Annotated in this window: 34 protein-coding genes; 11 read left to right on the top strand and 23 right to left on the bottom strand. The window is 55.5% G+C overall.

The features are described 5' to 3' along the window. The first annotated feature begins 22 nt into the window (after positions 1-22). Both QZR30_RS28040 and QZR30_RS14715 read left to right on the top strand, forming a co-directional pair. Complete coding sequence (locus QZR30_RS28040; RefSeq protein WP_419178871.1) at positions 23-904, top strand: methyl-accepting chemotaxis protein; 882 nt, start codon at positions 23-25, stop codon at positions 902-904. Between the two features lie 86 nt (positions 905-990). Further along, positions 991-1,500: a GAF domain-containing protein gene (locus QZR30_RS14715; RefSeq protein WP_056847796.1), complete on the top strand. Its 510-nt coding sequence runs from the start codon at positions 991-993 to the stop codon at positions 1,498-1,500. Positions 1,501-1,532: 32 nt separating this feature from the next. Here QZR30_RS14715 and QZR30_RS14710 read toward each other — a convergent pair whose 3' ends face one another. The 12 genes from QZR30_RS14710 to QZR30_RS14655 form a co-directional block, all read right to left on the bottom strand. Beyond that, complete coding sequence (locus QZR30_RS14710) at positions 1,533-2,039, bottom strand: lysis system i-spanin subunit Rz (RefSeq protein ID WP_311903531.1); 507 nt, start codon at positions 2,037-2,039, stop codon at positions 1,533-1,535. After that, on the bottom strand, positions 2,039-2,464 hold the full coding sequence (locus QZR30_RS14705; RefSeq protein WP_311903530.1) for a cell wall hydrolase: 426 nt from the start codon (positions 2,462-2,464) through the stop codon (positions 2,039-2,041). Before QZR30_RS14705 ends, QZR30_RS14710 begins: the two co-directional genes overlap by 1 nt. A gap of 43 nt (positions 2,465-2,507) precedes the next feature. Then, entirely contained in the window at positions 2,508-3,647 is a 1,140-nt protein-coding gene (locus QZR30_RS14700) for a phage tail fiber protein (RefSeq protein ID WP_311903529.1), read from the bottom strand. A gap of 46 nt (positions 3,648-3,693) precedes the next feature. After that, positions 3,694-4,389, bottom strand: a complete 696-nt coding sequence (locus tag QZR30_RS14695; protein ID WP_311903528.1) for a hypothetical protein — start codon at positions 4,387-4,389, stop codon at positions 3,694-3,696. Between the two features lies 1 nt (position 4,390). After that, positions 4,391-4,720, bottom strand: coding sequence for a hypothetical protein (locus QZR30_RS14690; RefSeq protein WP_311903526.1), 330 nt, complete (start codon positions 4,718-4,720; stop codon positions 4,391-4,393). Continuing rightward, a complete protein-coding gene (gene gpJ / locus QZR30_RS14685) occupies positions 4,717-8,586 on the bottom strand; it encodes a TipJ family phage tail tip protein (RefSeq protein WP_311903525.1) in 3,870 nt (1,289 codons plus the stop codon). The genes QZR30_RS14690 and gpJ overlap by 4 nt, the downstream gene beginning before the upstream one ends. Positions 8,587-8,644: 58 nt before the next feature. After that, positions 8,645-9,244: a tail assembly protein gene (locus QZR30_RS14680; protein WP_194438127.1), complete on the bottom strand. Its 600-nt coding sequence runs from the start codon at positions 9,242-9,244 to the stop codon at positions 8,645-8,647. Positions 9,245-9,290: 46 nt separating this feature from the next. Then, positions 9,291-9,692, bottom strand: coding sequence for a hypothetical protein (locus QZR30_RS14675; RefSeq protein ID WP_194438125.1), 402 nt, complete (start codon positions 9,690-9,692; stop codon positions 9,291-9,293). A gap of 123 nt (positions 9,693-9,815) precedes the next feature. Beyond that, positions 9,816-10,652, bottom strand: a complete 837-nt coding sequence (locus QZR30_RS14670) for a BRO-N domain-containing protein (protein WP_194438123.1) — start codon at positions 10,650-10,652, stop codon at positions 9,816-9,818. Beyond that, a complete protein-coding gene (locus QZR30_RS14665; protein ID WP_311903524.1) occupies positions 10,649-10,867 on the bottom strand; it encodes a hypothetical protein in 219 nt (72 codons plus the stop codon). Before QZR30_RS14665 ends, QZR30_RS14670 begins: the two co-directional genes overlap by 4 nt. Beyond that, positions 10,864-11,853: a phage antirepressor N-terminal domain-containing protein gene (locus tag QZR30_RS14660; RefSeq protein WP_311903523.1), complete on the bottom strand. Its 990-nt coding sequence runs from the start codon at positions 11,851-11,853 to the stop codon at positions 10,864-10,866. The genes QZR30_RS14665 and QZR30_RS14660 overlap by 4 nt, the downstream gene beginning before the upstream one ends. Next, entirely contained in the window at positions 11,834-11,998 is a 165-nt protein-coding gene (locus tag QZR30_RS14655; RefSeq protein ID WP_194438118.1) for an Arc family DNA-binding protein, read from the bottom strand. The genes QZR30_RS14660 and QZR30_RS14655 overlap by 20 nt, the downstream gene beginning before the upstream one ends. A 112-nt stretch (positions 11,999-12,110) precedes the next feature. Between QZR30_RS14655 and QZR30_RS14650 the strand changes: the two genes are divergently transcribed. The 7 genes from QZR30_RS14650 (at position 12,111) to QZR30_RS14620 (ending at position 16,541) form a co-directional block, all read left to right on the top strand. After that, positions 12,111-12,542: a helix-turn-helix transcriptional regulator gene (locus QZR30_RS14650; protein WP_242462605.1), complete on the top strand. Its 432-nt coding sequence runs from the start codon at positions 12,111-12,113 to the stop codon at positions 12,540-12,542. A 109-nt stretch (positions 12,543-12,651) separates the two neighbouring features. Next, positions 12,652-13,119: a hypothetical protein gene (locus tag QZR30_RS14645; protein WP_194438117.1), complete on the top strand. Its 468-nt coding sequence runs from the start codon at positions 12,652-12,654 to the stop codon at positions 13,117-13,119. A gap of 54 nt (positions 13,120-13,173) precedes the next feature. Then, positions 13,174-13,467: a hypothetical protein gene (locus QZR30_RS14640; protein ID WP_311903521.1), complete on the top strand. Its 294-nt coding sequence runs from the start codon at positions 13,174-13,176 to the stop codon at positions 13,465-13,467. Between the two features lie 76 nt (positions 13,468-13,543). After that, entirely contained in the window at positions 13,544-13,756 is a 213-nt protein-coding gene (locus tag QZR30_RS14635) for a hypothetical protein (protein ID WP_194438114.1), read from the top strand. Further along, positions 13,753-14,040 carry a hypothetical protein gene (locus QZR30_RS14630; RefSeq protein WP_311903520.1) on the top strand — a complete coding sequence of 96 codons (288 nt, stop codon included), beginning with the start codon at positions 13,753-13,755 and terminating at the stop codon, positions 14,038-14,040. The genes QZR30_RS14635 and QZR30_RS14630 overlap by 4 nt, the downstream gene beginning before the upstream one ends. Positions 14,041-14,096: 56 nt before the next feature. Next, positions 14,097-14,579 carry a hypothetical protein gene (locus tag QZR30_RS14625; protein ID WP_194438110.1) on the top strand — a complete coding sequence of 161 codons (483 nt, stop codon included), beginning with the start codon at positions 14,097-14,099 and terminating at the stop codon, positions 14,577-14,579. 462 nt (positions 14,580-15,041) lie between these two features. Next, positions 15,042-16,541 carry a hypothetical protein gene (locus QZR30_RS14620; RefSeq protein ID WP_311903519.1) on the top strand — a complete coding sequence of 500 codons (1,500 nt, stop codon included), beginning with the start codon at positions 15,042-15,044 and terminating at the stop codon, positions 16,539-16,541. Between the two features lie 96 nt (positions 16,542-16,637). On the opposite strand, the gene QZR30_RS14615 is transcribed toward QZR30_RS14620, so the two are convergent. Next, positions 16,638-17,060 carry a hypothetical protein gene (locus QZR30_RS14615; protein WP_311903518.1) on the bottom strand — a complete coding sequence of 141 codons (423 nt, stop codon included), beginning with the start codon at positions 17,058-17,060 and terminating at the stop codon, positions 16,638-16,640. Positions 17,061-17,264: 204 nt separating this feature from the next. Between QZR30_RS14615 and QZR30_RS14610 the strand changes: the two genes are divergently transcribed. Next, positions 17,265-17,864, top strand: coding sequence for a hypothetical protein (locus QZR30_RS14610; protein WP_194438104.1), 600 nt, complete (start codon positions 17,265-17,267; stop codon positions 17,862-17,864). Here the strand turns inward: QZR30_RS14610 and QZR30_RS14605 are convergent. The 7 genes from QZR30_RS14605 to QZR30_RS14575 are packed head-to-tail and all read right to left on the bottom strand — an operon-like array spanning position 17,840 to position 24,151. Continuing rightward, the gene (locus QZR30_RS14605; protein WP_311903516.1) at positions 17,840-18,613 is read right to left on the bottom strand and encodes a C40 family peptidase; all 774 of its coding nucleotides are present in this window, start codon (positions 18,611-18,613) and stop codon (positions 17,840-17,842) included. The genes QZR30_RS14610 and QZR30_RS14605 overlap by 25 nt on opposite strands. Before the next feature lie 2 nt (positions 18,614-18,615). After that, positions 18,616-19,368, bottom strand: coding sequence for a phage minor tail protein L (locus tag QZR30_RS14600; protein ID WP_311903515.1), 753 nt, complete (start codon positions 19,366-19,368; stop codon positions 18,616-18,618). Positions 19,369-19,377: 9 nt separating this feature from the next. Continuing rightward, complete coding sequence (locus tag QZR30_RS14595; RefSeq protein WP_311903514.1) at positions 19,378-19,716, bottom strand: phage tail protein; 339 nt, start codon at positions 19,714-19,716, stop codon at positions 19,378-19,380. After that, the gene (locus tag QZR30_RS14590; RefSeq protein WP_311903513.1) at positions 19,716-22,763 is read right to left on the bottom strand and encodes a phage tail tape measure protein; all 3,048 of its coding nucleotides are present in this window, start codon (positions 22,761-22,763) and stop codon (positions 19,716-19,718) included. Before QZR30_RS14590 ends, QZR30_RS14595 begins: the two co-directional genes overlap by 1 nt. Before the next feature lie 27 nt (positions 22,764-22,790). Further along, complete coding sequence (locus QZR30_RS14585) at positions 22,791-23,063, bottom strand: DUF1799 domain-containing protein (protein ID WP_442967555.1); 273 nt, start codon at positions 23,061-23,063, stop codon at positions 22,791-22,793. 47 nt (positions 23,064-23,110) lie between these two features. Beyond that, complete coding sequence (locus tag QZR30_RS14580; protein ID WP_311903511.1) at positions 23,111-23,491, bottom strand: phage tail assembly chaperone; 381 nt, start codon at positions 23,489-23,491, stop codon at positions 23,111-23,113. 3 nt (positions 23,492-23,494) lie between these two features. Then, on the bottom strand, positions 23,495-24,151 hold the full coding sequence (locus tag QZR30_RS14575) for a phage tail protein (RefSeq protein WP_311903510.1): 657 nt from the start codon (positions 24,149-24,151) through the stop codon (positions 23,495-23,497). A gap of 170 nt (positions 24,152-24,321) precedes the next feature. Here QZR30_RS14575 and QZR30_RS14570 point away from each other — a divergent pair, with 170 nt between their 5' ends. Then, complete coding sequence (locus QZR30_RS14570) at positions 24,322-24,828, top strand: hypothetical protein (RefSeq protein WP_311903509.1); 507 nt, start codon at positions 24,322-24,324, stop codon at positions 24,826-24,828. A gap of 8 nt (positions 24,829-24,836) precedes the next feature. Here the strand turns inward: QZR30_RS14570 and QZR30_RS14565 are convergent, their stop codons facing one another. Genes QZR30_RS14565 through QZR30_RS14555 form a run of 3 tightly spaced genes read right to left on the bottom strand, consistent with a single transcriptional unit; the run spans position 24,837 to position 26,214 of the window. Further along, on the bottom strand, positions 24,837-25,256 hold the full coding sequence (locus QZR30_RS14565; RefSeq protein ID WP_311903508.1) for a phage tail terminator-like protein: 420 nt from the start codon (positions 25,254-25,256) through the stop codon (positions 24,837-24,839). Beyond that, on the bottom strand, positions 25,253-25,849 hold the full coding sequence (locus tag QZR30_RS14560; protein ID WP_311903507.1) for a hypothetical protein: 597 nt from the start codon (positions 25,847-25,849) through the stop codon (positions 25,253-25,255). Before QZR30_RS14560 ends, QZR30_RS14565 begins: the two co-directional genes overlap by 4 nt. Further along, positions 25,846-26,214 (bottom strand): hypothetical protein, encoded by a 369-nt coding sequence (locus QZR30_RS14555; protein ID WP_311903506.1) that lies wholly within the window; start codon positions 26,212-26,214, stop codon positions 25,846-25,848. The genes QZR30_RS14560 and QZR30_RS14555 overlap by 4 nt, the downstream gene beginning before the upstream one ends. Position 26,215 lies beyond the last annotated feature (1 nt).

Below are 26,215 nucleotides of genomic sequence, written 5' to 3'. Positions count from 1 at the left end.
TTCAGATGAAGCTTCGCGATTGATGCATGCGCTGAATCTTATGCAGAAAAATTTGCGACGCACAATTTTAGAAATCTCGGGAGCTTCAACCCAGCTAAGTACCGCGGCCGTCGAAATGACTTCGATCACTGAAAGCGCTGATCGCACACTTCAGCAGCAAAATAGCGAAATCGAGCAAGCTGCTACCGCAGTAACTGAAATGAGCGCGGCTGTTGAAGAGGTTGCACGGAACGCCAATTCCACATCTGAAGCAGCGATGCAATCAAGCATATCTGCAGATCTCGGGAATCAAAAAGTCACTGAGACCTTGACAGCGATGCGCGGCCTGACAGGCTTGGTAGAGGTATCATCAGATCAGGTGAAAGAACTCGCGGGCCAGGCTCAAGACATTACTAAAGTTTTGAGCGTGATCAGGGCGATTGCTGAGCAAACCAACCTACTCGCTTTGAACGCCGCGATAGAAGCGGCTCGTGCAGGAGAACAGGGTCGCGGTTTCGCAGTAGTCGCAGACGAAGTTCGTGCGCTGGCACACCGAACACAAACATCGACGCAAGAAATTGAACAGATGATATCCACGATTCAAGCCGGCTCTTCTGCCGCGGTTGAATCTATGCAAAAGAGCACATCCGAGGTCTACAGCACGCGAGATACTGCAGAACAAGCGGGCCAGTCGCTGCGGCAAATTATTAATTCCGTGCTCGAAATTAACGATCGGAATATCCAAATTGCAACTGCATCCGAGGAACAAGCTCACGTCGCGCGGGATGTTGATCGTAGTCTGATAAGCATCCGCGACCTTGCAGTGCAGAGTAGTGAAGGCACCCGCCAGACACTTACAGCGAGCAACGAGCTTTCTCGCTTGGCCGTTAACCTAAACGATTTGGTTCTTCGATTCAGGACGTAGTAAATCGGCCAAACGCAATTTTCGGCTGATCGTAGGATCTCAGACGCCAACGCGGCGCGCCCAATTAAAAACAGCACAGGTGGAATATGAATAGGCCCGAAATCAGCTTGCACTCTGTGCTGAATTTAAACGAGCGTTCAGCGTTGGCTGAGATGGAAGCTATCACTAGTATTTTAAAACTTGTAACACGCCTTACTGGAATGCGATTTGCCGGGATCGCGAAGTTCACCGAAACAGACTGGATCGTCTGCTCAGCTTACGACACGATGCATATGGGGATAGAGGCAGGTGACACACTAGAGCTGGAAATCACGCTTTGCAGCGAGCTCCGCAGAGATCCTAAGGCGCTTTTTATTCCTAAAATCAGTGAAGACGGTAGATACTCGAGTCGTGCGGTGGTTAAACGGTATGCGATAGAAAGCTATGCAGGTGTTCCCATCTTCCTTCCTGATGGGCAGCTATATGGTGCTCTATGCGCCCTAGATTCGCGCTCGATATTATTTGAAGACCCGGAGTTGGAAGAGACGTTAGCTTTATTTGCAACGTTGATCGGATGCGTTTTTTTCACGATCCCGCTGCTGAATGAATCCGAATGATATGCCTTATCTCACATTCGGATTTTTGAGTTTCAATGCGAGTGGTTGATAGCTCGGACGTAATCTTGGCATGCTCGTAACGCTATCAATCCGTTATCACCTTCATCAGTTATGGCGATAATTCGTTGAGCATGCGCTGGGTCAAGTTGGGCTCGACGGGCCGCATGAACCACGCCGACGGCGCCGGTGGTGGTAGGCACGTTGCAGCTACTGGCTGAATCCTCGATGAGGACTGACAGCCGGACATCAGCAGTAGCAAGCTGGTCACGTAGGCGAGCCTGGTTGCGTTGGGCATCGGATAATTCCTTGGAGTGTTGTTGGTCCTGGCCGGCGAGCTGCTGCTCTAGGGCCAGGCGCTTGCCTTGCTCGGCCTGGGCCTGGGCGGCGACCGCATTACTGATCGCGGCAAGGTCATCCTTATGCAGGCCGGCCTGCTCGGCGAGCTTATTGCCCATGCGCCAGTCTTGAACCTGCCACGCGCCACCAAACCCGACGGTAAGCGCCAGCAGGATCGCGCACAGGATCTGCCCGGGCGTCATCACGGCACATCCTTAAAGAACATATGGTGACCAAGGCGTAGAGTCTGCGTGGCCTTCGCCGCCCAAGCCGGGGCCTTGGGCATCGTGGTCGCATAGTAGTGCGTGGCGCCGCCAGTTGGATCGGGTACCGCACCCGACATCACCTGGTCAGCTGCACGCTGCGCCTGGGCGAACTGCGCGGCCGGGATCTGTTTGGCACCGCTCAGGTAGGCGTAGTTCGGGTCGTTCTGGTTCCAGCAGCTGAACTGCCAGGGCTTCAGGCACACACCGGCGTAGCCTTCCCCCCACCATGACTTGGCCTTGCCGTCGAACACACGGTTGCGGATGGTCCAGGCCACAGCGATCTCGCCGGCCAGCCCTTCGCCGCGGGCCTCACCCCACAGCGTACGCGCCAGGATGTCCCGGTCTTTCTCGGTTGCGTTCATGCTTTTCTCCAGGCGTAAAAAAGCCCGCTCAATTGGCGGGCTATTATTCTTCGGTTAAGGCAATGGGTGGTGGCGCTTCCGCCTTGGGCATTTCAAGCCTCACATCAATCCAGCTATTCAGCGGAACATCCATTGGCGCACCGCGACCTGAAACCATTTCGCCATCTTCCGTCAGCGTCCAGCGCTGCTTGAACAGGCGTACCGTGACGGTGCCGTCTTCATCTTGGTGGCTGTCAGTGATACCCAACATTCGACCGCCGTCGGGCGAGCTCGGGTCATGTGTACGCCAGCCCTCAAGAGCTAGGCCGAGACTGCCAGCAATCTTGTATTCACCCACACCTATGCGTTGTACCGTGACGCCTCGTGCCTCGCTGTTAACTACGCCCCAGTCACCAGCCGGGGCAAACGTCTCTTCCTGAAGGTCGCGCCGCTCACTAGTAGCAATACAAGCAATCCGCATAATTGGCGAGGCAGCGGAAAGTGCACCACCAGATCCGCGAGTAGTATTGCCAGTGTGGTAGACCTCTCGAGTGGAGACATTAGCGTAGTCTCCGGATCGGAACCACATCCTTCCACTGAAAGACATGATGATTTGCGACCCAAAATTACCTTCCGGAAATGCCGCATTGATAACGGTTCCCGATGCTTGGGTTGGAGCACCGGCAGTATTCGCGTTCCAGAGCTGAAACGAATTACCCCACGTATTCAAACTGGCCACCGTTTGAGAACCGCGATCCCCCATCAACATCACATTTCCCGAGGCGGATCCAGCAGTCAATGTAGCAGCGTTGCCAAGACCCAGCTTGCCCCGCGCACCAGCTGCCGTAGTGTCCCCCGTGCCACCCTTTGCAATTGGCACAACGTTCTCGGTCGATACGGTGCCCAGGCCGGCCAACGTAGCGCCCCACTGCTGAACCATCAGGTTGACCGCATCGGCCAAGGCCTTTGGGTAGCCATTTACGGGGACAATGCCATAAGCAGCGCCCGCTGAGGTGGCGCCACGATAGGCTGGCGAGATAGAGACGGATGTATCGCTGGATGGGTTAATCACCTGATAGATACCGTTATCTGGACCGACAAACATGTCGCCGGATCGGCAGTTAGAAAACTTCGTACCGACGCCGGTTACAACGGCATTTCCATTAGTGACTGTTACCGTTCCTTCTGCGAACCAAGATGACATAGGCTTCCCCAAATTTGTTAGTTGATATTAAACATGCCGCCCGATGCTACTGAGTGATCCTTCCAACCATCACAGTCACGCCTGTGACAATAGCGTTCTGTACCCCAATCATCCCGAGAGTAAGAATTCTGCTTGGATAGTTCCACATAGCTGCAATCTGTCGATTCACGGTGCCAGAGGCAATTGTTACCGCCTGCATACACAAATTATTTATGAGCATGTACTCGTCTTCATTCAGATTAAACTGTGAATTAAAGTACGTTATTGTCACTCCTTGGCCGGTGGTGCCGCTTCCAGCATAAGTCCATGTATTGCTAGCCCTGACAAACTGGGCGGCGGGTGTGCCTGAATCGAAAATCGTTTTGCGGCTTGCATTACGCAGCCGCACGCCAAAGGTGGCTAATGGCTGGGCCACATACCCGGCAACGAACCATCGCCCTACTGGCTTTATCGTATACATATTGAAAATACGGACCCTGAACCCCGTCCAGTTGCCCGCAGATCCAAATATTTCAAGGTTGCTCATCCCGATGATGCCGTTTGCACTATCGGGCCGAATGAAAACAAGTGGCTGCTCTTGGGTGGTAATTGGTGACGGGAAATACGTAGATGAGGAATTTCCATTTTCCTCGGTACCTACATACCTCCCCTTGTACATAACAACGAGTCTCGAATATTCCGAATCAATTACTACTCGATTGTCGTCCCCTGCCTTGAACACTAGCCCATAGGATTCCGTCATATCATTTAAACCTTACGACTGTCAGACGCTGCCTTGTAATTGTTATGGCGGAGGTATTGTATGGATCGCCTTTAATAGTTCTCCACACCCGCACAATTCCGTTAAGAATTTCTGGCTCTACCTGCGCATCGAACATCGAATTGACTGCCTGTATTGGCGTAGGAAAAGCGGCAGCGTTTTGAGGGGTGATCCCCGGAATCGATATATCTATAAACTTTGCCCCCCATGTTTGAGGGGTAATTATTTCGGAGTACACCACTCTCATTGTGAATGAGGTTTCGTCGAGCTCAACAACGCCAGTAGGCCCCTTGATCCGCATACCGAAAATCATACCGAAAGCCTCCCGACCGATACGCGGTCGACTCCGCCCGCATCAAACACCGTCAACCCGTCGTTGTTGAGCAACGATGAACCACCAGTGCCTGAGCTTCTCAAGGTGAACGTGCCCGCAGGAATATTGATTTCCAGAAGCGGACGCCCAAGCGAATCCACGGCCGGCGAACGCAACACCATCCCCAGAACAATTTCCTGAATGATCGCCTTGCTGATGATCGCGGTGTTGAATACTGCCTGGCCGTTTTCAATCACAAACATCGGATCAACCTTTCCATTCACTTCGTTCACCACCGCAAAGCGCTGAGCGAAGATCAGGAATTCCGCCTGTTCTCCATCCGAACCAAACGCCAAACCAGACACCACCCTCTTCCCGTCAACGATGGTCTGAGCCTTCATGGTGGTCTGTGCCGACACCCTGCCGTCCAGCCGGACAACCGTCTCGCTCACCGTTTGAACCGACGCGCTTGTCTGTCCGATGCTCGACTGCAGCGTTTCCGAAACCTTGGCCTGGGCCTCGATTTCAGAGGCACGCACCTTTTTCTCGGTGCTGATTGCCGCGGTGGACTCCCACGCCTTGATCGCCCCAGCCAGATCACCAGAACCATCGTCACCACGCACGAAAGCCCGCAGCGCCTCATTGTTAGACGCCTGAGAGGTGATCTTCCCGTCCAGGTTGGTGACTTTTGTATCGAGGCTGGTGAGCGCTTGAGCATTGCCGTTCGCCTTTTGATCGACCGCAGACAGATCGCTATTAAGTTTGGTGATCTGCGTTGCGGACGTCTCGCGGTTCGATGCAACAACCTGTTCCAGTACACTCAGCGACGACTTGTTGTCGCCTACCTGGGCCCCCAGGGTGAGCAGCTGCTGAGCCATCGCATCGTTTTCGCTGGCTCGGGTTTTACGCTCTACTGCAAGATCAGCCGTAGACGTCCATCCTTTGATTGCGTCGGCCAGATCGCCGGCGCCGTCATCACCACGGGCAGCTGAGCGCAACGCCTCAACTGAGGTGGCGGTGGCCAACACCTTGCCGTCGATTTCCTCGATCTTGGTTTCGACGATCTGGACCTGGGATACCAGTGCATCAGTCGTTTCAAGAATGGTGCCGATATCGATCCAGTACGTAACGTCAGGAGGCGTTGCGCCCACAGGCACAGGGCCTTTCGCTTGGTAGAGTCGCTGATCAAGCCGCACGATGTCGCCCTTCAGATAGGGCTTTGCCGGGTCGTAAGCGAGAGCATCGCTTACCTGCTTGATCAGATCCTCCAGCTCCTGCTTGGCTTCCTCGAGGCGCTCATTTACTGAGCCTGGGCCGTCGCCGGTGATCAGCTCTATCTCCTCGCGCAGGCTCTGGTACAGGGCGCCCTTGCCGATCTTCTCGGCGTAGTACGCCTCATAGTCGCTCTGCTTGCTGCTGGCCTGACCGTTGACGGCGCCGGGCAAAGGGAAGAACGGGCCGACGTTTCCAGTCCGGTCAACCAGGCGCGCCCAGAAGAACAGACTCGCCCCGGCCAACAGGCTGTGCATCTCGTGCGAGGCCTGCGGGTAGCTGAAGTCGCTCAGCTTTACCGCCGTCGTCAAGTCGGGCGACTCGCTGTACCAGAGTTCCGTCCGTTGGGTGTCCTCCGCACCTGGTGGGAATCCCCACTGGATGCCGATGCCATAGATCAAGCTGGTGGTGGTCAGGAACGACACCGCCGGCGGCAGGCCGGTCTTTCCTTCCAGATTGGTCAGGTTGGAGTTTTTCCAGATCGACGAGATTTCGAAGGCGCTCACAGCACGCACCCTGGCCAGGTAGGCTCCAGAGTAGATGCCGGTGACGTCCGCGCTCGTTGAGCCAGTACGCTGCACCTTGATCCAGTTGCCGCTGTCCTTGCGCCACTCCACGTCATAAGCGACGGCGCCAGCAACAGCGGTCCATGAGATGTTCATGGTACTGATGGCTATGCCCTGATCTACCGCGTAACTCGACGTGAGCGTGACGCTGGCCGGCGGCGGTACAACGGTGATCGGGATAACGCTGATCGGGCGTTCTTCAAGGCGCGCACCGGTATCGATGTGCGCGAACTTGCTCGGGTCGTACTGCACGGCCGAGATTTCGAACACGCCAGGCTCTGGCCGCGCAACGCTGACCACCCGGTAAAGCGGGACAGCCAAGTCATCAGCATCCAGTGCCCACACAAGTTCCGGCTCAGGCGTAACTGAGTAGGCCACGGTGACCGTGACTTGCCGACCGCTGACCACTTCCACGGTACGCCCCTCGCACTTGCCGTCAGGCAGGTTGAGGATCAGTCGGTCGCCGGGCTTAGCCTGGGTGTCGCGGTCCAGCTTGATGACCTTGCCGTTTACCGCCGATATACGCCCGCCAATGGCACGGCCGGCCAGCAGTTCGTCAGCAATCGGGATCACGTAGCCAGGCAGCGGGATACGACCATCCAAACCAACCTTGAAGGTTATGGCCCGATCCTTGGAGTTGGTCAGCAGCGCCCACTTGCCGCGGCGCTGGGCCTCGGATTCGCGGGTGCAGCCGATAGCGCTGATCTCCAGCGGGTTGTCGCCGTAGCGCCGCTGCAGCTTCTGATCGGTCACGGCGGTGACGTCAGTGTCGTAGTTGTTCAGCGGGTTGTCGTAGCTGACCAGCGCCCGGGTATAGCGTGTGCGCTCTGACGCACTGGAATAGGTGAACTTGCCGTCGATGACGTTTGCCCGGGTGTAGGCAAAGTCGAAGTCCGTTGCGCGTGGCATATCCGAGAGAGTGAACACCTGGCCCTGGGCCCAGTAGGTCATGCCCCGGTAGATCGCTGAGATATCGCGCAGCAGCGACCACGCATCAGCTTTGCTCTGCAGGTTCAAGTTGCAGATGAAGCGCGGCTCCTGGCCACCCTTCCCGTCCGGCACCAGTTGGTCGCAGTATTGCGAGATTCGGTATAGCTCCCACTTGTCTACCATCCACGGCTTGATCCGCCGGCCAAGGCCGAAGCGGTCAGCGGTAGTGATGTCGTAGGTCATCCACACCGCGTTGTCTGTCCAGGCCTGCTTGAATGTTCCGTCCCAGATGCCGGTGTATGAGCGCGACACCGGGTCGTAATTGCTCGGAACCTGCATCTTGCGGCCGTTGCAGCGAACCGTGACGGCAGGAATGTTTTTGAACTGCTCAGCTGAAAACTCTATGTAGAGCAGTGCGGTGTTCGGATATCGGATCTTGGCGTCGATTACCTCTGTAAAGCCGGCGATCTGCATCGTGTCCGAGATTTTGTTGTTGTTCTGATTGAGCGTGATTCGTGTGATGCGCATCAGCCAGCCGGTTGTAGCCTTTGGCAGGTCTATTCGGCGCGTCCTTTCGTAAAGGCTGGTGGTTTTTCCGTCCACAGCTTCGCTAAGCACTTGCTGATAAGCCCCGCCATCTGTGGCTAGTTCGATCTTGTACTCAATGCGGTAGCCGTTGATGTTACCGCCCGAATCAACGGATTGGAGAACCGGCCATGCGAACCGCACGCGAACGGCTGACAGCTGCGTATTGCTGATCGCCCGGACCCACGATGTGCCGCTGCGCAGTTCGGCGCTGATCGTGGTTTCGTTTTCGACTGATGGAATTCCGGCGATCGACGCTTGGTCCACACCTCCGGTGCGCCACTCCCATTTTACATTCGGGAAGTTCATGTTGCCTTGGGGGTCTTGAATTGGAGTGGCATCCAGGAAGATATCCCGTGCTGTAGGCGTACCGTCAAACTCCCCCTCACCTACCGCGATAAGCATTTTGGCCAGCGCAACAGAGCGCAGACTGTCCGGGGCTTCCGTCGGCGTTTGTGGCTTATCCTCGCCACCTTTGGCGCCGTGGATATCAATCTTGCGTGCTGCGCCCATGCTTTTCTCCAGGCAATAAAAAACCGCCTCAAGGGCGGTGGGTTGTAACGTTCTATTTCTAGGCTTTATCTTCGGAATAGATGGCGGCGCTGATGATTGCGCCACCCCATCGCCGGTTGCCGTAACACAACGGCACGGGATTGCCCGATGCAGTCGTGTTGCGCGCCGAGCCAAATGCATATCCAGGCTGATTTTCCGGTGCGGCGCTCATCTTGAGGCCTGCCGCCTGCGGACTAAGCATTTGAATTACGCCTCCAGCAGCACTTCCGATACCGCCTGCTATGAGCGCTGCACCTGTAGTTGTTGTCGAACCGAAAGCAAAGAAACCAACCACAATCAATATTGCGCCCAATATGGTCTGCATGAGTCCTGCGCGCTTACGACCCGTAATTACCGGCGCTATTCGGATCTCTCCAGAGCCGCCAAAACCTAGCTCTTTTTCTTTCAGATTTTTTGACCCTCGAAACACGGCAAACTCAATCCCGCGAGACTTAGCGTTCGACAAAAAGCGCTCGAAGCCTGGGATCTGCACACATAACGCCTTGATAGCCTCGGCTGGCGACTTAACCGCCAGCCTGAAAGATCTTCCGAATTGCCTAAGTTGCCCATAAAGCAAAATGGTAGTCATGGGCTGATAATTGATTGCGAGTGCTGACATGTTTTTCTCCAGGCGAAAAAAAACCGCGTTTGCGGGCTTTATGGGATCAATAGGCGGTAGCTGAAATATCTGGGCCGCCTGGCGACATAGATATCCTTCTTCTCAAAACTTCTCCGCTTTTTACTTCGACATCGCGCTCAACCATCATCCCTCCGCCGCAAGCTGCGCTCGGCTTAGCGCCCAGAACTACTCTGCCCGGCTTTACGCCAAATCTAGCAACCTCTCCCGAGGCGAATTCGGCAGCAAGCTCTCCATTGATATAGAAGCGGTAATTGCACCCAGCTCCAAACATTCCACTATCTCGGGTGACAATGAGCTGAGCATCGGACTTTGCGGTGAAGGCATAAAGCCGCGAGGAAGGCACGGGATCGGCTTTGTCGGCAGATATTGGCGAGCTAGAGCAGCCGACCAAAGCAAAAAGAAAAAAGCACCCTACAAAAACTTTCATGTCGTTCCCTCGTTGAGATATGGCGAGACTTTATCACCAACGAGAGAGCAACACGAAAGCCCCGCATGGGCGGGGTTAATTTCGTGGCGGTAGTTAAAGGTGATTCAGGATCACATTTGAAATCTAACGTCGGACGCCGCCAGCAACGACGGCCGGAAGCCCGGACCGAAGCTGGTCGGCCAGCCTGGCCAGCATCTCCTGCACCGACTCTTTCCATAGGATTTGCTGAACCGGCTTTCCGTCGCTGTGTTTCTTGCCGGTGTCGGTGATGACCGCGAAGATCTTACCGTCGGGCGTAACTTCCCAGCGCTTCTTGCCAGGTTTGTAGATCACCTGATGTTGTAGCCCGCACTCGGCGAGCAATTTGTTCATGCTCACCGCGCTCATGCCGAACTTCGCCCCAAGCTCGGTTGGGGTGAAGTTCATCTCTTGCGATTCGTTGACCAGCCGCTTAACCCCCGCCATCTCCATCAGGTCTACGCCGATAGCTGACTTGACCATGCTATTGGCGCTCAATAGAGCCTGATTACCTTCAAGGCCAAAGCAATCGGCAATACGCTTCGCCGCATCAAGGCTGTCGGCGGCGATTGGCAACTGACGCTCAACTGGGATCGTGGCGTCATTCGCTGGCATTTGATAGCTGCCAGTCCTGCGAATTGTCGGCAGAACGTCTTCAAAGACCCAGCGTTCAAACTGCTCAGCAGCGGGAAGCTGGCTATTAATAACGAGCCTCAGCATGTCCGACTCTGCAAGAATTCGCGTGTCTTGCATACGCCCAAGGCTGTCAGCGATGGGGTGGTATTTCACCACCCCACGGCAGTGCTGTTTCATTGCGCTGGTTTGATCCGCATAACCAAGTGCGGAGCATAGATCGCGACCAACAAACCAAGACTCCCCGTGATCGTCAGCAACCACGCGAACGCCGGCACCTTTAAAGCTGAACGGAACTACGCTACTCATGCTGTCTTCCTCACTTCAGTCGACGCGGCCACATTCGGATTGAAGCCGTCCAGCGGCATCAGGCTTTTTTCGCTGACCGAGTAGCGCTTGCCCTCGACCAGCATCAGCCAATTTTCTTCGATCTTGCGAATCAGCTGACCGGAGCGGCCGACCAGATTTGGCCGCTCCGGCATCAGGATCAAGGCGCGACCGCCAGCTTTAAGAGAGAAGTTCATGCCGCGTTCCTCCGGGCAGCCTGGGAAAGGAACCGGCAGCGCAAATTTTCGGTCGCCAGTGCTACAAACTCGAACATTTCCGCCGTGGAGACGTACATATCCCTGTCCACGAGCATTGCCTGCATGAACTGCTGCCGCGTCAAAACGAATGCGCCCATTGGCACCGGAGTGACCTGCCGATTGCCCTGATGGTCGGCGCTGACGAGATATCGCTCACACTCTCCAAGCTTGTCCGGGATATCGAAGGACTTGCCCGGCCCCTTCGGAATGAACTCACCTTCCAGAACGGCGTAGGCCGCAATGAAGTTCCGCGCAGCGTCAAGCCGATCAGCGGGAATGTCTGCTGCCGACCGAACGCCAAAAGCTGCATGAGTCTGCGACCAGATTTTCGCGGTGGCTCTACGCTGAATTGGCGCAGGCAGATTCGATACCTTCCCCTTGACCACTGCGCCCAGCATGTGAAATCCGTCCATGCCGATGGTTTGGCCGAGAACGGTCATCGCCTGATCGGGACCCCGATGGTTAACAGCATGACCTTCATTCCAGTACGCCCAAAGCGCGTCGTCGCACTCGTCCTGATAAGCCAGCACGTTCTCGCGCAGATCAGGACGGACCTTGCTCGCGTGAATCGACATCAGCCAGCCCGGAAGCTTTTTCAATGGCAAGCACGCCATTTCGTACTGCTTACCATCAAATCCAGTTGTCACCATCATGGTGATAACTGAAGCAAATCGCCCAGCCATCAGCTTACGGTGCTGGGTTTGCCAGGCTAGACCCATCCCCTCTACTACTGGCTTCATTGGCACGAAAGGCTGGCCGTCGCGCTCAACGAGTAACAGCTTGGTCGAACGGAACGGGATGACATTGGATTTCGCTACAGCTGTGCTAATATCGCTCATGACGATTTCTTCCTCGAAGTTGATCTCGTTAACCAAAGCCCCATCGCCTGCCAGCGTTGGGGTTTTTTTATGCCTGCTGCTTTTCATGGCCCTGTTCCTGCTCAAGAGACTTTCTAAGCCGGAATACGATTTCCCCGCTGAGACTGCGGCCGTTTTCAGTTGCCCTCATCTCAAGCTTCTCTCGCATTTCGCACAGCATTCGTACAGCGGTAGTAATTTTCAGGGCTTTCATGACGACTCCTTATTTGCGTTTTGTGAGTTTAATGCTTTTTGTGACTTCTTCAAACAATTTTTGCTTTTTGTGCGTTTGCTGTACGCTTCTAGAGACATACAAGGGGATCAACATGTCGACTGATTTTGCCAACCAGCTCATCTCACTGAGAGGCGGAAAAAATCTTACGCAGCAACAGCTTGCGGACGCCGTTGGCATCACCCCGTCACAGATATCTCGCTACGAATCTGGCCAGGCAAAGCCTAGAAGAACCGTTCTTTTCAAGCTTGCCACGGCTCTCGGTGTGACAGCTGAACAGCTATCCGGAGGTGGTGCCACCTACGAAGGCAGGGAAATCACCTTGATGCTGACCGGCTCAGAAGAGAAGGCAATTGAAGACTTTGCTGCTAAAGAAGGAATCTCCTTTAATCAAGCCGTGAATCAGATTATTGCGGCCGGCATGAAGGACCGCATGGACAAGAGCCCTGACCTGATGGCGCAGTTGGAGGCCGAGATGCCTGGCGGATACGCCAAGCTTCTTGAGATGCTGGGCAAGAAAACTTAGCCGACGAATTTTCGTCGGTTGGAGGGCTATTGCCACTGTCAATACCCCCACCCCAAGCCCGGCCCGCCGGGCTTCCAAGATCTTGTGCCGGACAAACAAGGGAGCGTCTATGTCATCCAAGGAACCAATACCAGAGCCCGACAATTCCAGCGCCTTTTCGTCAGTCACGGTCTGCTTCGTGCCCAGGGCGTTTGCCGCCAACACCCTGGCGAACCTAGGCTTGGTTGGCACGCTCTGCAAATCCGGTGACAAAGAGTTTCGACGAATCGAGAAACTGAAGTGCGACCTGTACTTCCCGGCCGGGACATTTGTCGCTCTTGATCAGAATGGAAACATTGACAGCATCCATACCTGGTCCGACATCGGGCAGCTTGACCTGGCTTTCAACGACTACTTGAATTTCCTCATGGATGTCCGGCGGATCTATGAAGGCCCGGGCCCCTACGACAAAAAACTTGAGGCCGTCGAAGCTATGACTACCGGCATGGGGCGCCAAGGGCATTCCCATGGATACTTCATAGCCAAGCATGGCGGTGCCGGCCCACTTCTCGATAAATGCACTCAGCGCAAGCGATAGGCCAAAGCCCAGGGTCTCCTCTCTCTTTCAGCAAACCACATGGAGTAAGTCGCTATGAAATTCCTCAAGGCTGCATGGAACAACCGTAAGAAAAAAAAGACCTGGGCTGAACTTAACGACTGGGCGCTGATCCTGATCGGCCTACCAAGCTTTGCTACCGGCGCCTACTACCTGTGGGTGGCAAAAACGGTTACTGAGGACGTGATCATCTGGTCCAAACAAAACGGACTGACGCTGGAAGCGGTCATGGTTTTTGCCTTTCTAGGCGTGGTTGCTCTGAGCGGCTTGTATTTTGCGACAGTAGCGAAACGCTGTTACGGATTGTTCGTTGAGCGGAATTTTAAGTAGCCAATAGACCGCGCCCGGCCTGTCGGGCTTTTCACATCCAGTGTCGGCACCTCGCCGGTCATCAAGGAAGAAGGCAATGCGAAAACTACGAAGTCACGAAGTTATCGGACTGAGCGTTCAGGAAATTCTTCAGGAATTCAACGAGCGCGCATCAGAATTTGGGATTACCGAAGATAACTTGGTTTCAGTAAGTGTCACGCCACCAAGTCATGCGATCAAAATTCTGGACGGTGCCAAAACAAAGGACGCAAAGGTGCAAGTGACCTTCATCTATTGGAGCGGCCGATGAGCCATATCAAAGCCCGCATCGAAGCTCTCCGAATGCTTGTGGACGAACTCAAGAACGCAGCAACAATCTTCGAACGAGCTTCGCTTTTTGCTGCCATTCGCATTTTGGTCGAGGACCTAGACAATGACGAGCGCCTCAACAGTTACGCTAAAGAGAAAGCAAATGGCGTCCGCTGGCACTGTGCTGCTGCGCTTGGCTTCGACGATACCAATGGGCACACGTTCGAAGCCCACAGGGGCTGGGCGATGGGTGAGCTTAGTACCCTAGAGTCCGCTTACAAGTAAACCTCAAGCCCGGCCGCCCGGCTTTTCACGCGCTTTCAGGAGGAAAAGTTCACAGCATGAGTAAAAAATCAGCCGAAGCTGCAGCAGCAGAGGTATTCAAGATACCTACACATTATGTGTTTTACGCTTACGTCCTTACAACGCTCGCACTCGCATTTGGGGTCGGCTTAAGCGTGCACTTCAGCGACTGGATGTGGCTAGCGCGATTTGGTGCACTACTTGTTTGTCTGGCGTTGATGTTTGAGGTTACAGGGTTGCCTGAGCAATTCGTGAACAAAACGATGGATCTCACAGAAGGAATAACCGCTCAGACTGTTTTCAACCAAATAATGAATCGTCGCTATCTGTACGGAGTGACCGACGACACGACCGATGAGCAGCTTTCGCTTATCTTTGATAGAGAACATCGTCGACGGTTAATTGTTGCAAAAGAAATAATGATTGAAACGATTAGGAAGAAAATACAGCGGCATGAATTTTTTGTTGCCTCGATTGGTACATTGCTTTGGGCCTTCGCAGACCTTTTGAACAAGCTGTAGACCATACACGAAGTCCCATTCTATACCGTATATAATGGGGCTTTGCGCATGCAGACCTAGGACTACGACCACCGGTGCCGAAGTGACAGAATCCACCCTCATCTTCAAATGCCTGGGCCACACCAAGCGTGGCGACTTGATTGGGTCCTAACAGCTGGAAGTGACCGATACTCGCAGCAGCAAGACTACGATAATCTCCGTCGATCCCAAGCACCTTGCCTCGGCGCGGAGCATGGAAAGGACCCTTCTAGATCGGTGCATGCTCTACAGGGCAAACCGAGCGGAGCAGGACCAGATGCTACTCCGGATTCTTGATCCACAATCTGAAATTACCCGACTATAGTACGGTCCACCGGAATTACTCATGTAAGAAAAAAAAGTAAAATAGTTTTGCGAAATTGACAAGGCAGAGCTTTCGAAACACCGATACTAAATAGGTAGCCATCTTCTAAGGATGAAAAAATGTACAGCGCATACAAACCCATGCGTAATTTCGTAGCCAAGCTCAACCGAATCGATTCTCTTGTGAAAATATGGAGTTTCTTCGGAAATCTTGAGCGGGGCGCGCCATTACCACAGCAATTTTCCCGTATAGGCAAACACGGGTTAGCATCGCTCAAGGAGGTGGCTCATCCATGGGAACTGGATATTCTGACGCGCGAAATCATATTGAACGCCCAAGATGATCGCATCAAAGACTTATACAACACCGATCATTTATCAGTTGCAATTAACCATATCAGACGGATATCAGAGACTCAAAACGCAGACAATCTTGAAAAAACACTTTATCAAGAATTGCAGCGCCTATATCAGCAGCAATCTTTGTGGCGCACCAATACAAGCCTCATGCTCGCCCGTCACTTTAAAATCTACAGCACCCCCAATCTCGCGTCTTTCATAGAGAGAGGAACTTCCCTTTCGATCAAACAAATCTATACATTAGGAATATCGATATCAGGTCACTTCCTCACAAAACATGTTTTTAATACAAAACAGGACTACACCGCTTTTGGAATTAGTGATGAGCAGCGTGACTCCTTTATTGATAAAATAGTGTTTGGATTTGATGCGCTAAAGCACCGCACTGCAAAAACCCAAGAATATAACGAAAACTGGTCATATACCATAAACCCATTGATCAGCACGCCTTTGATTGCCTTCAATCAGGCCATTCCAAATCTCGTAATATGCCCAATACCATTTTACTTGATGTATCGCTTCTCAGAGGGCCTCTTTTTTGACTTCACGAGTATAAAAGGTCACGAGCAGGCATATGGTGATGCTTTTGAGCAGTACGTACATGACGTAAGCAAAATATTAAATACAAATCAAACAGCATGCCGCACAATAGAAATAATAAAACCCAAACCATACAAAATAGGCAAAAATGAAAAGCATGGCGTTGACCTATTGATACATGACGCGACGGGAGCCGCTCTTGTCGAATGTAAGGCAAAACGATTAAACCTTAAAGCACGCTATCAGCTTGATGACGACGCTTTGTACAGCGAGATAGATATCTTGGCGAAGTTCATCGTCCAGAATTACAAAAACCTCGAGGACATTGTTAATGGTCATACTAAGTGGTTGCCTAGCGATCGTACTCTTTTCCCTATAGTGGTCACACTAGTCAACTGGAATTTATTTGCACCAAATGTCCATGAACGAATGGAGGAGTCAGTATTAAAACTCCTAGACAAAGCAGGCATTTCTCGTGACGTACTGCATCTCTACCCCTATACGGTTATGTCAGTAGAGGAATATGAAATAGCTTTCCAGCTAATTTCACAGGTAGGCGTAAAGGAGTTCTTTAGCAAACGAGCGAACGAATACCAAAAGGGATGGATGGTGATGCCGTTTATACATACAAACTTTCCAAAAGAGCTTAAAGCGTGCCGTGACGACTACCTCAATTACGTACTAAAAGACCTGCAAGAGGAGTTGGCATCAGGTATATAGACGAAATGCGCATGTCGTTCCCTCGTTGGTTTGGCGGGACTGTAGAGCACTAGGGGCCAGAAGCAAAAAGCCCAGCGTCGGACGAGAAGCGCAGCTTCACAAGTCGTAGTAGTGAATGCCATTTTCGATACGCGGGGCTTTGATGTAACCACCCTCTTCAACCGTTTGGGCTCCAGAGCCGCTAGTTGAGCCTCCAAATGTCCCGCGAATGATAAGGCGACCTTCGTTGCCAACAGATCCGGTATGTTTACCGCCAAACTCAACTACCAATTCTGAATCAGAAGAAATGGTAACAGAGCCTAGATTTGTGCCAGAAACCACCATTTTGCTACCGCCAGATATAGATGTTGAGCCCTGATGTGCGCCATAAACCTCCACCATAGCCCCTTCAGAAATAGCTAAAGAACCTTGATGCGACCCGCTAATAACGACCGTACACCCCTTCACGCTAATACTGCCTTGGAAGGAGTCGGCAATAACTTGATCCGCTGTGACGGTGAGGCTAGGTAGCTTTTGCATTAGCAGTGAATCCTTTCAATGAATTTGTATCGCTCACCATAGCATTTTCAAACCGCCCCAGGCGCGTCTCCCCTGTTCGCCCGAAATTGAATCCCTCCTACTATATGCGACCTGGCCAGGCATCCAGCGTGTATGGAATGCCAGTGGCGGCTAATCCGGGAGCGATAGTAGCCTCCGCCAACTCAAAGTTGGCCAGGAGGCCCTATGTCCTCGCTCTTGTTCTACACGGATGAAAACGAAGCAATCGTAGCCACGGATACGCTTTTACATTATTCCGTCGACACGCCCCCAGGGTTCGCCAGCAAAGCTATCTCGATCCCGCACATCCGTATGATCATTGCCGGCACCGGATCGGCCCTGCTTTTCAGTCGATGGATCGGCCTTGTGAATAACCAAGGTTTTGCCCTCGATGTAGATGCGGTCGATGCTCATGCGCCCCAAGAGCTTCAGGCCCTCTGGAGCGAATTGAATCGACATGCCCCCGCCCTCAAGAATCAGACTGCAACGATCTATCACTTCGGGATTTCCGACAACTCTGGAAAAATCCATGGCTTCGCTTACCGTTCAGTGTCGGACTTCAAATCCGAGCATTTAGATTATGGGCTCGGGGTAAAGCCAGAGCTTATGGACAAGGCGGGAATCGACCTCAATTCGTACCCTGCGTGCGCGCCTGAAATGATGCGCGCGCAGTCACGTCAGGAAGAAAAAAAGACCCAAGACCGCGTTTATATAGGCGGGTCGGTGCAAGTCACCCATTTAACCAAGCACGGGTTTTCCATTTACTCATTAGGCGATCTTGACTGAGTGTCTTTGTGCCTGAGGATCAGGCGCGTCCGATCATGCCAGGGGCCGCCAAACACGATGATCTCGGAAGGCCTCCCGTAAAGGTGGTGCAGCAGGAATGGGCCTGGACCGAACGTGCCCGACTCTTCGCCTGGTAGCGCAGGATCCGTGCCCAGGTAGATCCCGGCGTGGTTCGGGTGAACCGTTCGGCCAACCTGCATAACGATCATGTCACCGCGCTGAGGACTGTCTACGCGCACGAAGCCGGCAGCCTCGTAATGCTGTTCGTAAAGACTGGGGTTTTCCGCCCTCTCCCACCAGCCATCGGCGCGCTGGAAGGCTTCGAATTCCAATCCCCACTCGCGCTGATACCAATCGGCGCAGACCTGCCAGCAGTCCCAAGCGCCGTGCACGAACGGACGCTTGAGCAACGGCGTGCTGCCCGTTGGCGTGATCGTGCGCATGTCGCCCTCGGGCCAGGAAATGATATGCCAGGGCAAGGCCGTAGCCTCGCACATGGCCAAGTCATGCGGTGACGGCCTGCTGGTAGCGTCCGGGTGCGAGTGAACGATGCCGATCACTTCGCCCAAGTCTTCTGCCGCGGCGTAGTCCTCGGGGTCCAGACGAAACTCTTCGTTCGGCTCCCTGGCGATGTTCCGGCACGGGAGGTACTTCTGCGCCCGGCCGACGGCCAGCAATAGGCCGCAGCACTCTTTCGGATGCTCGGAGGCTGCGTGCTCTTGGATAGCCGCAACGATGTGCTTGCGCATGGTCAGCTCCGGGCAATCAGGGAAACGGCGGGGAACCCACCAAATGACAGTTCGTTGTTCTCGCCGAAGCGCAGCTTGCAGGACGATAGGCAACCCTTGCATTGATCCCGGGCGGGATCTGTCGTTGGGTTGTCCTCGTCGTCAAACATCGCTGGACCGGTATAGCCGCAGTCCGGCCCGCGGTACCCGTTGGTCATGGCCCAGTGACAAAAAGTGGTCATTTGCCGGCCAGGCAGCCCGCGGTTATCGATCTCGCCCGGGGAGGACAGCTCCCAGACCACGGCTTCACCGTCCTCGCTGGTTTTCTGGTCGATGTACCAGATCTCCAGCGCCTCTTGGGTAGGGTCGGCCGTTGGGTTACCTTCTGGAAAGTTCACCGCATCCAGGTACTGGGCCAGCGTCTCGCGAACGGTCAGCTTGAACTTGAGCATGTCCTCGAAGGCCAGGCACAGCGCGGTGACGCGACCGTTGATGTTGCCGGCGGCGAACGTCGGGCGAGAGGCGGTACCGTCGCTACTGGAAGAAATCCCTTCGATCTGGACCGGCCAGGCCGCGTATTCGGCGCCCTGCCACCAAATAGACTTAGCCGGCAGATCCGCTTCCGAGCCTTCATACGCCAGCAGTTCCTCGGGCGTGTGAGGGATGGCGTGGCCGTGAAAGCGCAGGTAATCCGCGCCGTACTCGGTCCCGTCAATTTCGAACAGGCGAATTTCGCCGCCGGGCTCCAGCTTCTGGATGTCCGTGATCAGTGCCATGGGTAGGTCTCAGGGATGAAAGGTTTGTTCGAAGGTGGCGGTGATAGCGTAGACCTGGCCCCCGCGGTGCAGTGGCTTGTAGCCGTTGCACTTGTAGAGGCACAGATCTCCCAGGGGTGGCTCCCATAGGAAACCCTTTGCCCCTTTGTGTCGATCGAGGAAAGCCATGATGTCCTTGATGCGGGGCTTGAGCCCGGTAAAGGTCACCGGCCAGGACTGCGATCGGTTGTTGATTCCGTCCTCCACCGACTGGGTGTATCCGTCGCCAAACTGCTTGGTCCGGACACGCTGAGTTATTTCACCCTCAGCGCCCTTCTCTGTTGCCCACGTAAATCGTTCGATTGCCATCAGCGCCCCTTGATTGCTTTGTTGATGACGCCGCCCTGGCCCATGTCCTTGTTGCGCATCTGCTGGTACTTCTGCTCAACGAACGCGGCCAGTTCTTTGCCAAAGAGGTCATAGCCAGGTGTATCCGCATTCGATGAGGCGTTACCGTCGCCATCGATGTGCACCTCGACGTTGATCTGCGTACTGCCGGCCCCTCCGCCACCCATTGCTATTACGCCGAGCTTGCCGCTCGACGTTCGGCTCAGCGGCATAATCGCCTCTTCCCCGGCCTCACCCATTACACCGGTTTTGCCGTTGGCCATACCGAATGCGGTGGGTTTGCTGACGATGGTGTTGGTGAAGGCTCCCCCGTCGGCGAACATTTGCACACCGCCCGACCAAGCGCCGCCATTGGCCTGGGTAACGCCAGACCAGCCCGCCAAAACATCAGGGCTGTACCCTGCCGCGGTCGAGCCTGCTGACGTGGTAGCCCCGCCGCCAAAGTACGAGCCAGCGGCAGATATACCGAGCCCTACAAGTGAGCCGAGAAGCCCGGAGGCTGCTTGCCGGGTAGCAATGCGCGCCAGGTCCGCGAGAACCGACTTCGTGAAGTCAGCGAACGAGAACTTACCAGTCGTGGCGAAGTTCACTACTGCATCTTCCATGGAGCTGAACGCATTGCCGAATAGACTCTTGGTCTGCCCTGCTACGTTCTGCGCTGAATCCAGATAGTTGGCCCAGGCCGATGTCGCGCCCTTCGTCCAGTCGCCTTGGGCTGCCTCCACATCCGCGTAGTTCTGCCGGATTTGGTCGGTAGCCTTCTTATTCGCATCTGCGAGAGCTTGCGACTTGCGGGCAAACTCTTCATCCGACATGTTCCGCGACGGGTCGGAGCGCTGGTTTTCCAGTTCCAGCGATTGCTGAGCAAACCGATCTTGCTGGCTGTTCAACTGCCCGTTGAGCGCGTTCTGGCGGTCACCCTGGCCGACGCCCAGTACGGCGCGTTGCCCGGCCAGCTCCAGGGCTCGCTGCTGCTGTTCCAGCGCCTGCGCGTAAGAGCTGATCGCCCGCTCCTGCTTGGCGAGTCGCCCGGTCTCGTTGGTGGCCAGCACTTCAAGTTGGCTGTCAGCATCCTTCTGCGCCTTGACCATCCCTGCGCGCGCGTCGGTGATCTTCTGGTCCAACTGGATGCTTTGCGCGGCCGAGGTGGTCTTCTTGCCCTTGGCGGCTTCCAGTGCGGAAATTTCGGACTCGTACGCGGCTGTAACTTGGTCGCGCTCGTTACCGATCAGGGCCTGGCGTCGCACCAGATAGTCGGCCTCGGAGATAAGGCCCGCTTTCTGCGCAGCGTCCAGTTCCTTCTGGTAGTTTTTGTAGTCGGCTGCGATGGACGCCAGGTTGTTCTTGGCGTCGTTAAAGCCGGTCAGGTTGACTTGGGAGCCTGGTGTTTTCGGATCCTTGAATTTAGCGTTGATGTTGGAGATGTTCTTGTCGATCGTCGCCTGGGCAAGGCGCGGATCGTTCGGCGAAACCTTGCGGATGTCGTCGAGCTGTTGCTTATAGTCCTCAAGCTCCTTGGTCCGCTTCTGCTCATTGGTCAGCGACGACTTGGTCAATGCGTCGACCTTCGTCATTGCCGTGACAGCCGCGCCTTGGGCCTTGGCCTGCTCACCCTCCCACTTGGCGATGTCGGCCTGGGCGGCTTTCTCGTCCTCCAGCATGTTCAGGCGGTTCTGCCGGAACTCGATCAGTGCATCCTTGGACTTTTGGTTCTGAAACAAACCGTCCATGTTCTGGGCTTCGAGCAGGTCCGACCTGGCATTCTCGATGTCCGAATTGATGTCACGCCGCCCGGCGTTTTTGAGACCATCAGCTGCCTTGGCGACAGCGTTGTATGCGCGCTCCCAAAAGCTAAGGTTTTCCAGAATCTTCGGCGTACGCTCATTGATCGCATCGGCGTACTGCTCGGTGGCCAGCTTCACCGCGCCGGCATGGTCGCCCTGCTCTTCCAGTGCGGCGATCTGCGAGTAAACCGACGCCGTCAGGTAGTGGTACTGATCATTCAGCGCAGCAGACGCCTTGACCGGGTCGTCGGCCAGTTTGGAGAACTCGGCAACCGTCTCACTGACAGCCTTGCCAGTAGCTTCCTGCATCGACACAGCGGCTTGGGTGATCGCCGTGAAACTCTCACCTGCGATCTTGCCGTTGTCGGCCAATAGCGCCAGGACTGCGGCCGCTTGGCCGGTGGTGCCCACGGTAGCACTGACCTGACGGGCCATATCGCCGAGTTGCCCAGCGCTCACGCCCACGTAGTTTCCGGTGAGGATCAGCGATTTGTTGTAGCGGTCCTGTTCCTCGCTGCCCCTGTAGTAGGCGACGGCCAGGCCGCCTACAGCGGCGGTGGCAAGGGCCAGCGGCGCCAGGATGGCGAGCAGGCCCGCAGCACCTGCACCCGCGCCGGCGCCCAATTGAGCCACGGCACGAACACCGCTCCCCCAGTCACCCGACGACAGCGCGTTGCCCAGCTGTACGACGTTTTCCTGCGCCTGACGCGTGCCGAGACGCAGCTTGTCGAAACCGGTAGCTGTCTTTTCGAGCTTGGCGTAGTCCTTGTCGATCTTGCCGAGAGCCTTGTTGTAGTCGTCCTGGCTCAGACGACCCTCGTCCAGATGCTTGCCAAGCTGCTCGACCTGGGTGTCCAGCTTCGCCAGCGCAGCTCGGGCCGGGTCGATGGCACCCAGCAGACTGTTCAGGGCCTTTTGCTCGTCCAGGGTGGACTTGACCAAGGCCACCTGCTGCTTATCGAGCTGCGCAGAGATCTTCGCCGCTTCGGCCTCGCCATAGGCGCCGGTCTTAGTCAGCTTGGTCAGAGCGTCACGCTGCTTCGCCAGGTCCTGGGTAGTTTTGGCGCTGGTGGACAGCGATTTTTCCAGGGCCTGCATTTCGCTCATCAGCGAAACGGCGGACTGCTCAGCCCGGCCGCCGGCCTTCGCCATTTCATCCAGGCTGGTTTTCGCCTGGATTGCATCGGCCGAGTCGATCTTGACGCCGAGTTCTGCAATGTTCATCGACTCACCTTGAATAAGTGCCCGTGGTTACGGGCTGTTTTCCCTTTCCTCCGCCATGACGCGCAGGGCTTCGCCTTCCAGCACCTGAAGGTCAGGGAAGATTTCGGCGAGTTTTTTTCTCTTAATGCCGAGGAATCCGGCCACGTCGCGGATGCTGCTGTAGTCGAGGCCGATTGCGCCGCCGGTGCCTGCTCGCCACTGGGTGGACATACGGTTGAACAGGAGGAAGGCCGGCCAGTTGCATGGCCAGACCTCCGTCACCTCTTCCAGATCGCCCGGGGAAAGACCGAACAGGCCCATCAGCTCCGGTGGCGCATCGGGCGCATACATCGCGCGCGCAGCCTCGGTTAGTTTCCCAGGCGGGCCTGTCCGTAGGCTGCTTCATACGTGCCGACTACCGCCTCGGTCGTGCCTTGGCAAGATTTAACGAGTGCCCGAATGCTCTCCTCGTCGAACTTGTCATCGAAGGCCCAGCCAGCCACAAGATCTTTGATGCGCTGCACCTGGTGCTCAGTCTCAGCGGTGACGACATCGGACAACGTGATGTCTTCACCGAAGCTCGCCCTGAGTTCTTTGTCCTTTGCGCGCCACTCATCGAACAGCGCGGCGAGCTCAATGCGATCCCGGTACTTGAAAGTGAATTCGACCGTATCGGGCTCGCCACCTACGATCGGAATCAGCACGAACGCCTTAAACGTCGGCTTTTGCGCAATGCGGATCTTTGCCATGGGTTACACCACCGCCGTCAGGTAGCGGGTCGGTTCGCCTTGCAACGCCAGGTTCACCGTACGAGTGAGCAGGTTGCTGCGAGACACGGCCGGCTGGTTGGAAAACGAGGTAAAGGCGCCGTAGAACAGCGTGTCGTTGCCCGGAAGGTTGAGGCGCGCGGCCTGAATGGTCTGGCTGGCATCAGCTGCGCGCAGGACGGCGTTAAACGCCTGGGCCGGATCATCAGCAATGGTCAGCGCCAGACTCGCGGCAGCCTTGTCGGTTGGCATCTGGCGGCCTTGCTTGTCTTCCAGGAACGCCACGTCCAGGTAGTTCTGGGTGCCGCCGGCGAAGTTCACATCGGTGATTTGTGGAATCTGCACCCAGGTCAGCACCTTCTTCAGCGAGCCGATGCCAGAGCCCGCCGGATAGACCTGAACGTCGGTGGTGTCGACACCTTCCAGGGTAATCGCGGTAGCGGTGGCAGCCTTCACGCGCACAACGCGGTTGCCCAGGCGAGTCCAGCCAGAGGTGACAATGACGATGTCACCGGCTACCAGCGTGCCGCCGACAACAGTAGCCACGGCTTCAGCCGCGTTGGTCAGCGCCGAAAACGGGATGTCCGGGCCATAGGTAGCGCCGTGCTGGAAGGTGCCGCCGTCCGGAATTTTGTAGCCCATGGGGTATTTCCTCTTTGCAGATATGAAAAAACCCGCTCGATGGCAGGTTTTTTGGGGTTGCCCAGTGGGCGGTCGTTTAACGCTCGTAGTGGAGCTCTGATGCAATAGATTGAATGTGCGCCCCTGAACGAGTATTTAGATGGGCCCATTAACCAGATCAAGGACGAATAATGTTCAAATTTTTCTGCGCCGCTGTAGCAATCTGCACGATAAGCGGGTGTGCGAGTACCCCGCCCGTACCTACGCGACTCGCTTACCAGAACCCGGACATAGTACTTGGCACCTCCCCGAATGGCTGGCCCACCTTGCAGGAGATGCGCTTTAGGAATGCTGATAAAGCATCCGTAGATCAGATTCAGTTTTGCATGGTTCAGCAAATAACGAATGACTCGATATCGCCCGTGAGCGATCTCGCGAAGCAACGAGTGGTAATGCCCGGCACTGGCAGCTATTACATAACAGTGATGGGTACAAGCCTGAGATCGCTGACGAAGTACACACTTGTCGCAAGTAACAAAGGCAATGGGGTGGAATACGCGTTTCGGAATATTCTGGTTAACTCTGGATACGGTTACAACGAGCTAAATGCGGCAGATGAGGCGACGATGCATGTCGAAGCGCTGCACAAATCGCTCGAATCAGTCGCCGCGAAAATTTCCAAATGCCTAGCTGATTGAAGCCGTGATTAAACGGCAACATCGGATCTATATGAGAACGAAACCGGGACTGTGTAGGTGGAGTCGCCGGTGATGCCAGGGCCTTGGTCAACTGGCGACATGGTCACCGAAGTAACCACGCCCTTCGTGTCCCGCGCGTAAAGAGGGAACAGGTCGGTCAATTCTGCTGCGATTGGATTCGTCTTGACCTTGCCGGTACCGGCCGGCGCGATGATGCTCACCTGGAACACTCCGGTGAACAGCCGGTGATCGCCGCCGAGCGTGTTGCCCGCGGTATCGCCCGGAATCGTGAAAGCACGCAGATACGTCTCGTCTGCCGCCGGCGTGTAAGCCGTGTTCTCGAAGACGATCTTCAGCTTCTCCGACCTGGCAGCGTTCCAGGCGATGAGCTTGGCCTCGTAGATCGAGGCGATGATTGCGTGACTCATACCTGGTTATTCCTGATGGCCTCCTGCACGATCTGCTGGAAGCGAGCCACGGTTACCCGGACCATTCCGCCGGGAGCCTGTGTCGAATGGCCGAACTCCAGCGGAATCGCGTAGGGCAAATTGTTGATGATGTAGGCCATCAGGCCGGCGGTGAAGTCGCTCATCGCAGCAACCAGTGCCGCAGTGGTTTCGGCGCCGCTCGGGTCTACCTCGTCGAAGGTGACGCTCTCGACTACGCCCAGCGATATGTGCCAATTCGCACGGAACCGGCCACCGACGTAGCCCTCGGGCGCTTTGACGTCCATGCCGTCGTTGAGCTTACGGCCCTTCTTCAGCCTGCCACCCTTTGTGAGGTTGGCAGGATCGCTCCGCAGCGCGCTGTTGTGGTCGTCGACGGCCTTGTTGTACTGAGTCGCGACGGCGTTCTCGGCCCAGATCTCCGGGTTACCCACGGGAGACATGCGGATCAGGCTGCTACCGACCTCGATGATGATCTCGCGCACGCTGGCGTCAATGGCTTCGCTGGTCTGGGCGGCGAACTCGGCCAGGCTCAGGGCGAAGCTGCCGGATTGGCCGGTGCATGACCGGCTCAAGAACGCACCTGCAGCTCATAAAAAATCGGTGTGCCAGCCGGGTTGACCTCTTTCAGCGGGGGCACGATTGACCAGGTGCGGCCTTGGACGACAACCTTGTCCAGCAGACCCGGCACCCAGGCCAATCCCTGCGCAGCGATCTTGAGCTTCTTGTCGCCCTGCCGGATGAGGCTGTTGTTTTGGAATTCTTGGCCAGTGAAGTCGAGCAGGATGCCCTGGGCGATTTGCTCGACGGTAGCGCCTGGCGCTTCGCCGCCCGTCTCCGGGTCATACTCACCGGGTTCCGTCTTGCTTATAGTCACGGCCTGACCGAGCTCTGTGATCATCTCCAGAGCCATCACGGCCATATCATCGTAGAATGCCATG

The organism is Pseudomonas sp. rhizo25 (assembly GCF_031931935.1).
GTDB lineage: Bacteria > Pseudomonadota > Gammaproteobacteria > Pseudomonadales > Pseudomonadaceae > Aquipseudomonas > Aquipseudomonas synxantha.
This window is presented reverse-complemented; position numbering and strand designations above follow the sequence as displayed.

Bases quoted from the DNA above. Each gene is read 5' to 3' on its own strand.
- QZR30_RS28040 (WP_419178871.1), top strand. From the start codon at position 23: ATGCATGCGCTGAATCTTATGCAGAAAAATTTGCGACGCACAATTTTA.
- QZR30_RS14715 (WP_056847796.1), top strand. From the start codon at position 991: ATGAATAGGCCCGAAATCAGCTTGCACTCTGTGCTGAATTTAAACGAG.
- QZR30_RS14710 (WP_311903531.1), bottom strand. From the start codon at position 2,039: ATGACGCCCGGGCAGATCCTGTGCGCGATCCTGCTGGCGCTTACCGTC.
- QZR30_RS14705 (WP_311903530.1), bottom strand. From the start codon at position 2,464: ATGAACGCAACCGAGAAAGACCGGGACATCCTGGCGCGTACGCTGTGG.
- QZR30_RS14700 (WP_311903529.1), bottom strand. From the start codon at position 3,647: ATGTCATCTTGGTTCGCAGAAGGAACGGTAACAGTCACTAATGGAAAT.
- QZR30_RS14695 (WP_311903528.1), bottom strand. From the start codon at position 4,389: ATGACGGAATCCTATGGGCTAGTGTTCAAGGCAGGGGACGACAATCGA.
- QZR30_RS14690 (WP_311903526.1), bottom strand. From the start codon at position 4,720: ATGATTTTCGGTATGCGGATCAAGGGGCCTACTGGCGTTGTTGAGCTC.
- gpJ (WP_311903525.1), bottom strand. From the start codon at position 8,586: ATGGGCGCAGCACGCAAGATTGATATCCACGGCGCCAAAGGTGGCGAG.
- QZR30_RS14680 (WP_194438127.1), bottom strand. From the start codon at position 9,244: ATGTCAGCACTCGCAATCAATTATCAGCCCATGACTACCATTTTGCTT.
- QZR30_RS14675 (WP_194438125.1), bottom strand. From the start codon at position 9,692: ATGAAAGTTTTTGTAGGGTGCTTTTTTCTTTTTGCTTTGGTCGGCTGC.
- QZR30_RS14670 (WP_194438123.1), bottom strand. From the start codon at position 10,652: ATGAGTAGCGTAGTTCCGTTCAGCTTTAAAGGTGCCGGCGTTCGCGTG.
- QZR30_RS14665 (WP_311903524.1), bottom strand. From the start codon at position 10,867: ATGAACTTCTCTCTTAAAGCTGGCGGTCGCGCCTTGATCCTGATGCCG.
- QZR30_RS14660 (WP_311903523.1), bottom strand. From the start codon at position 11,853: ATGAAAAGCAGCAGGCATAAAAAAACCCCAACGCTGGCAGGCGATGGG.
- QZR30_RS14655 (WP_194438118.1), bottom strand. From the start codon at position 11,998: ATGAAAGCCCTGAAAATTACTACCGCTGTACGAATGCTGTGCGAAATG.
- QZR30_RS14650 (WP_242462605.1), top strand. From the start codon at position 12,111: ATGTCGACTGATTTTGCCAACCAGCTCATCTCACTGAGAGGCGGAAAA.
- QZR30_RS14645 (WP_194438117.1), top strand. From the start codon at position 12,652: ATGTCATCCAAGGAACCAATACCAGAGCCCGACAATTCCAGCGCCTTT.
- QZR30_RS14640 (WP_311903521.1), top strand. From the start codon at position 13,174: ATGAAATTCCTCAAGGCTGCATGGAACAACCGTAAGAAAAAAAAGACC.
- QZR30_RS14635 (WP_194438114.1), top strand. From the start codon at position 13,544: ATGCGAAAACTACGAAGTCACGAAGTTATCGGACTGAGCGTTCAGGAA.
- QZR30_RS14630 (WP_311903520.1), top strand. From the start codon at position 13,753: ATGAGCCATATCAAAGCCCGCATCGAAGCTCTCCGAATGCTTGTGGAC.
- QZR30_RS14625 (WP_194438110.1), top strand. From the start codon at position 14,097: ATGAGTAAAAAATCAGCCGAAGCTGCAGCAGCAGAGGTATTCAAGATA.
- QZR30_RS14620 (WP_311903519.1), top strand. From the start codon at position 15,042: ATGTACAGCGCATACAAACCCATGCGTAATTTCGTAGCCAAGCTCAAC.
- QZR30_RS14615 (WP_311903518.1), bottom strand. From the start codon at position 17,060: ATGCAAAAGCTACCTAGCCTCACCGTCACAGCGGATCAAGTTATTGCC.
- QZR30_RS14610 (WP_194438104.1), top strand. From the start codon at position 17,265: ATGTCCTCGCTCTTGTTCTACACGGATGAAAACGAAGCAATCGTAGCC.
- QZR30_RS14605 (WP_311903516.1), bottom strand. From the start codon at position 18,613: ATGCGCAAGCACATCGTTGCGGCTATCCAAGAGCACGCAGCCTCCGAG.
- QZR30_RS14600 (WP_311903515.1), bottom strand. From the start codon at position 19,368: ATGGCACTGATCACGGACATCCAGAAGCTGGAGCCCGGCGGCGAAATT.
- QZR30_RS14595 (WP_311903514.1), bottom strand. From the start codon at position 19,716: ATGGCAATCGAACGATTTACGTGGGCAACAGAGAAGGGCGCTGAGGGT.
- QZR30_RS14590 (WP_311903513.1), bottom strand. From the start codon at position 22,763: ATGAACATTGCAGAACTCGGCGTCAAGATCGACTCGGCCGATGCAATC.
- QZR30_RS14585 (WP_442967555.1), bottom strand. From the start codon at position 23,063: ATGGGCCTGTTCGGTCTTTCCCCGGGCGATCTGGAAGAGGTGACGGAG.
- QZR30_RS14580 (WP_311903511.1), bottom strand. From the start codon at position 23,491: ATGGCAAAGATCCGCATTGCGCAAAAGCCGACGTTTAAGGCGTTCGTG.
- QZR30_RS14575 (WP_311903510.1), bottom strand. From the start codon at position 24,151: ATGGGCTACAAAATTCCGGACGGCGGCACCTTCCAGCACGGCGCTACC.
- QZR30_RS14570 (WP_311903509.1), top strand. From the start codon at position 24,322: ATGTTCAAATTTTTCTGCGCCGCTGTAGCAATCTGCACGATAAGCGGG.
- QZR30_RS14565 (WP_311903508.1), bottom strand. From the start codon at position 25,256: ATGAGTCACGCAATCATCGCCTCGATCTACGAGGCCAAGCTCATCGCC.
- QZR30_RS14555 (WP_311903506.1), bottom strand. From the start codon at position 26,214: ATGGCATTCTACGATGATATGGCCGTGATGGCTCTGGAGATGATCACA.